The 681-nt window shown below is 58.9% G+C and carries 2 protein-coding genes; both read right to left on the bottom strand.

Features of this window, described 5'->3' with window-relative positions; translation table 11 throughout:
• Window positions 1–110, bottom strand: a 110-nt coding sequence (locus FCN80_RS26245; protein WP_170975550.1) for an FGGY family carbohydrate kinase, incomplete at its 3' end; no start/stop codon positions are given.
• Window positions 111–165: 55 nt separating this feature from the next.
• On the bottom strand, window positions 166–681 hold a 516-nt coding region (locus FCN80_RS26240), incomplete at its 5' end, for an aquaporin (RefSeq protein WP_170975549.1).

Genomic DNA, 681 nt, shown 5'->3' with positions numbered 1-681 from the left:
AACTCGCGCTGCGAGACGCTGACGATATTGGCATCATGGTCCAGAATAATGGCCCGGGAACTGGTGGTGCCCTGGTCAAGGGCAACGATGTATTTCTGTTCAGATGGCATGATGTTTTCCTTTCAAATTCTTGTGATTATTTCGTTATCGTTGTGAAATATCAGGTTATGCCTTATGTCCGCTACCGGAACGACGCGTCTCCTCCAGACCCTCTTCGGTTACCGCCGCAGGCAGATGGGCGCTGACAAGCGCCCGGTAACCGAAAGCGCCCAGACACCCGCCCACCACCGGCGCTATTAGCGGCACCAGGAAGTAAGGGATTTCACGTCCGCCGGTAAAGGCGACCGTACCCCAGCCGGCCAGGTAGGCAAAGACCTTGGGACCGAAATCACGGGCCGGGTTGAGGGCGAACCCGGTCAGCGGCCCCATCGAGGCGCCGATCACCGCGATAAGCAGGCCTATTAACAGCGGCGCCAGCGGCCCGCGGGGAATGCCGTTGCCGTCGTCGGTCAGCGCCAGGATAAGGCACAGCAGGATGGCGGCAATGACCGTTTCGACGAAGAAGGCCTGAAGCACGGTGATGTGCGGATTGGGGTAGGTGGAAAAGGTGCCGGCCAGTTGCAGGCTTTCAACGCTGCCCCGGGTCATGTGGTTGGCCGCTTCAAAATCGAAAAACAGGCT

The sequence above is a fragment of the Martelella alba genome, from assembly GCF_005217455.1.
In the GTDB taxonomy this organism is placed as follows: Bacteria; Pseudomonadota; Gammaproteobacteria; order Enterobacterales; family Enterobacteriaceae; genus Acerihabitans.
This window is presented reverse-complemented; position numbering and strand designations above follow the sequence as displayed.